General features: G+C 51.9%; 4 protein-coding genes. All 4 read left to right on the top strand.

Annotated features, from left to right (window positions below):
• Nucleotides 1–326: tyrosine-type recombinase/integrase (locus tag RMSM_RS43950; RefSeq protein ID WP_040771388.1), on the top strand; the 326-nt coding region annotated here is incomplete at its 5' end.
• Between the two features lie 334 nt (nucleotides 327–660).
• On the top strand, nucleotides 661–1,182 hold the full coding sequence (locus RMSM_RS35875; RefSeq protein ID WP_008709644.1) for a SecDF P1 head subdomain-containing protein: 522 nt from the start codon (nucleotides 661–663) through the stop codon (nucleotides 1,180–1,182).
• A 680-nt stretch (nucleotides 1,183–1,862) separates the two neighbouring features.
• The gene (locus RMSM_RS40405; RefSeq protein ID WP_008709642.1) at nucleotides 1,863–2,231 is read left to right on the top strand and encodes a hypothetical protein; all 369 of its coding nucleotides are present in this window, start codon (nucleotides 1,863–1,865) and stop codon (nucleotides 2,229–2,231) included.
• Nucleotides 2,232–4,275: 2,044 nt separating this feature from the next.
• Nucleotides 4,276–4,556 (top strand): hypothetical protein (locus RMSM_RS35865; protein ID WP_040771390.1); only part of this gene is annotated, 281 nt, incomplete at its 3' end.

The raw sequence follows: 4,556 nt of genomic DNA, 5'->3' as shown, positions 1-4,556 counted from the left end.
TAGGAATCCACAAGACGATCATTCCTCACACGCTTCGTCATTCATATGCGACTGGGCTGCTCGAGTCGGGCGTCGACTTGCTGACGATCAGCCGGTTGCTCGGACACAAAAGCTTCGCAACGACAATGATCTATCTGCACGTGCGGCGAACGCACTTGGGCTCCGCCCCGAGTCCGATGCCAGCGAGCTTCGTCGCAATTATCGCGATCGATTCATCGAGGGACTGCGGCGACAGTTTGGAGATGATCTACGTGGAAGACAAACCAAGCTGGAGCAAAACGATGCACCGCCCCCGTCGGCCGCGTTGGTATCAGGAGAGCGGATGACTGGTCACGAGCACTTCAAGCAACGAAAGCCCGCTAAATCAGGAACCTGCAAAGTCCCAGTGCGATAACCGCTGCGCCGCATTTCGAAAACCAGCACTCCAAAACGTGCAAAGCATCCAGAGCACGTCTGGCAACGGCGTCAAACGCTTGCAACCAGTGTTCGGGACCGGCTAAAATCATCACTGGCATCAATCAAAGTTCGATTGAAATCACCAAGCCCCAAAGCGGTCACGTTCAACACACGATCTATCCGTCTGTAAAAAAGCCGGATAGATCGCAATTCGTTATCCCACTGAAGAACGAAACATTTTTCTCTTTGCGAAAGAAACATCAGATGCTTTCTAACTTTCTGACTATTTTTAGTTCCATACTCCTAACCTGCAGTGTTATCGCAGATGATGCAACGGCTGAACAAAGTAAAGTCGTCTTCCGTGTTGCGCAAAACGAGCCTGCACCTGATGTTGTCGAGTACAAGCTGCCCAATGATGACGGTAGCATTTACGTCAACGAAACAAACATTGCAGACGCAAGTGATATAGAACGCGTTTCATTCTTTCGTGATCGTCACGGACGACTAGCGGTTAGCTTGGTGTTCACGGAAGACGGAGCGCAGCGAATGGAGTCTGCAACGTCAACGAATATTATCCCGAAGAATAGCACGTCCGGACTCGTTGCATCGCCCGGCCCCACGCACAAGCGAATTGCGGTTATTCTAAATGGTCGTGTGTTAGCTGCCCCAAACATACTCGTGAAGGTTGGAAAAAATGTTGACATCGTCGGAAAGTTTACTGACGAAGACATAACTAATCTTTTCTCAGCATTCGTGCTCGGATACACGCCCGTTGCATCAAGATAGTCGCAAGAAATATCAAATCTTAGGACAACCAACGCGTGAACCGGAGAACGCGAGCTGAGCGTTTTGGCCGTTAGAAACTTTCTCGCGCGTTCCCGGTTACGCAATTCGTTCGCCAACTGAAATGCGTGACGAGATTTGACCATCAATCGCCTGTTGTTGCTGACTGCTGTTTGCGCTCTTGTCCTTGCGACGCTTCCCATTTACCTAGCATCGTGCGGCCCCGCTATCTTTCTTTGCATGCTTGCCTATCCAAATTCGGCATCGGAGCAGAACTGGACGCATATCGCAATCGAATACTGCTATCCTTTACACATGTATGTCGCGAATGACACATCTTTCGACAGGCTAGTCATTGACTACACTGATTGGTGGATGCACCTTGCGGACAACGGATAACCATTCCGATCCACTGGAGCGGCGAAGTCGCGTCTTTTAACAATTGAGAATCACTCGTCGCCGCCCCGTGATCGGTGGCGTTCGCCGACTCAACCGAGGGCCGCTCGCATATGAATGATACGTCCAAAAAGAACGTCCAGCAAAAAACCATTGTTGGAGGACTTCGCGTCCTGTTGAGCTCGATATGTGTCGCTGCAATAGTTCTGCTCGCTTCGATGTGGCTAAGAAGTTACTGGTGGATTGACAACGTAATCGGCCCTCAGGCCGATTCGTTCAGACCACAAATGGGCTCGTCTGATGGTTGGCTGACGATTCGCAATCGCAATGACAAGCTTTCTCCGGATCAATTCACGGAATGGACTCGCCAAAGCACCAGCGTTGAAGATATGGAAGCCATCTACGCACAAATGGAAGAGAGCATAAAGAATGAACCGGGTGCGACGTTTTCACGACCGACGCCTAAATTTGAATTTGGCTTGGCGGATGTCGGTGTGTTTCGCACGCCCTACTGGGTCCCGATTGCTTGCTTAGGCTTTCTGGCCATTGCTTGGGGCTGGAGACAGGATTGGCGATTCAGTCTAAAGACGATGCTAATATGGATAGCTGTGTCCGCTGTATCGTTGGGTCTTGCCGTGCAGTTTTTCCGAATCTGAATTCTGGGTTGCGGCGAACCAAGATCGAGATATCGAAGTTACGTCTTGGTCACGCCGTAACGTAAGTAACCCAGCCAGCCTTGAAAGTATCTCCGCAGTTCACCGAACCGTCGCTGGTTTCTTCGGGTTCAGACATGTTCCTGCCCCATTCATTTTCCTGCCGCAACCTTCGGTTGCCTTCTTTTGACCGGATGTCAGGAAGGATCGGCGGGCCGAAGTAGGTAGCCTCTAGGTAAATGCCGTTCGGTGGTCACCCGGCGGAAAGAACCGGCAAAAAAATGGGTGGCAAAAAGATATTGAGACCGATTGATGCCGGGCAAAGGAAAGATGATTTCATGCCTCACCGATTTTCTAACCTTACATATTTTAATCGATTGTCCTCCTTCCTGTGACTACGGTCTTTCTGGGGCCAGTCATTTGCATTGTTATATAAGAGGCAAATTTCTTGAATCGATTATTTTCTTGTCCAACCTATTAATGTCCGTAACGACACCTGCCGTCGCTTCGCGACTCTGTGGTGGCCACTACTACGCTGTACCCCGGACTCACGTCCGAGGCTACCACTTGTCGTCGCGTTGCGACTGGGAAGTGTCGTCCACGCAGGCGGGTTTCTGCTTGCAACAAACGCGGGTCTTGGCGTGAATGTGTCTGGCGACGGCTTTAACGTTGAAGTTCGCCCGATTCGGTATTTGTTGAACCAGAACTGTTCTCGGCGGCTAGCCAGTTTTACAGTCACATTCGCAGGCTTCCTCGAGCACGGATCGTCACCTCCGGAGCAGTTGCCGGGTGTTCTAAGGAAAGGGGCCTCAAACTGTTCTTTCGTTAGAATTTCATTTGGTATACGGACTCCATGAAAGAAACCGGAACTAAGTACAGGGGACTGACTTTTGGAATGGAGGCACCTCACAAGATCACGCCCATGCTGGGCATACTGCACTGGCGTGGCGATTCACGCCGAATTTGAAATCAACGTCAACCGTCGCCACCCGGTTACGCTCAACGTTCTTGCAGTCCGTCGTTGCGGGGTAGAGTGACTTGATGGTCGTAAGTTGTATACGCTCGTCGTTGCGCCGGGGAATTCAAACCACGAAAGACACAAATCACACGAAAAGTACATTCACCTAACTTTCGTGTCTTTGGTTGTTTTCGTGGTCCTTCTTCTGGCTGAGTCCTCTTTGGGTCTCGGTGGCTAGTTCGCCGCTGCGGCCTGTCCCCGCTGCCCCTATCTTCCTGCCCCCATCTTCCTGCCATTTGCTCGCTCGGAGCTGGCAGGAAAATGTTGGCAGGAATATTTTCGGGAGTGTTTGAATAGCCTTTCTTCGACCACTATTTTATGGATCTGCGGATCCAGACCGAATTGCGAGTCGTCCGCAACCCAGACACGGCGCAATAACCATGTGGTGCACGCGAGCGGCGGCAACGTCTTTTCGTGATCGCAACATCTTGGATCGCCGCCGTGTGACCACCGGCGTTCGCCTAAAGAGGTCATTGCATGCCGAATGAATCGCAGATGGAATCCCGGAACGTGCTGATTGAAGAAATCATGCGTCAACATTTGTGCTGGCGCCAATTACCAGTTTCTTCGGGTTCAGACATGTTCCTGCCCCTCCTCATTTTCCTGCCGCAACCTTTGGTTGCCTTCTTTTGACCGGATGTCAGGAAGGATCGGCGGGCCGAAGTAGGTAGCCTCTAGGTAAATGCCGTTCAGCAGTCACCCGGCTGAAAGGACCGGCAAAAAGATATGGGACAAAAAGATATTGAGACCGATTGATGCCGGACAAAGAAAAGAAACCTTCATGCATCCTCCATTTTCGAACGTCCCATGCTCTAATCGATCGTCCTCCTTTTCCGTATTGGCACCTGCCGTCGCTTCGCGACTCTATGGTGGCTACTACAACGCTGTACCCCGGACTCACGTCCGGGGCTACCACTTGTCGTCGCGTTGCGACTGGGAAGTGTCGTCCGCGCAGGCGGGTTTCTGCTTGCAACAAACGCGGGGCTTGACACCTTTAGCCTGCCCGAGACACGAAACCAGCTTGCTCCGATGACAGATCTTCAAATCGTGCGTGCTCAAGCGGCTGACTGGAAACGAATTCGTTCGATACGTCTTCGCTGCCTCGGGGACGCTCCCGAAGCTTTCGGCAGTACGCTCGCCAAAGAACAAGAACGAACTGACACCGAGTGGCGTACGCGAACCGAAAACGAGAGGGTCGCTCACTTTCTTGCAGCGACAGCCTATCGGGACGACGTTGGGATTGCCGTTTGCGTGCCCTCCGCTGAGCACGCAAAAACCGCGGAGCTCGTCAGCATGTGGGTCGCCCCTGA

Origin of the sequence: Rhodopirellula maiorica SM1, from assembly GCF_000346295.1 — a bacterium.
Classification (GTDB): domain Bacteria; phylum Planctomycetota; class Planctomycetia; order Pirellulales; family Pirellulaceae; genus Novipirellula; species Novipirellula maiorica.
The sequence above is the reverse complement of the archived record's forward strand: the minus strand, read 5'-3'. Positions and strand labels throughout refer to the sequence as shown.

Excerpts from the sequence above, each read along its gene's own strand:
- RMSM_RS35875 (WP_008709644.1), top strand. The coding sequence starts at position 661 with ATGCTTTCTAACTTTCTGACTATTTTTAGTTCCATACTCCTAACCTGC.
- RMSM_RS40405 (WP_008709642.1), top strand. The coding sequence starts at position 1,863 with ATGGGCTCGTCTGATGGTTGGCTGACGATTCGCAATCGCAATGACAAG.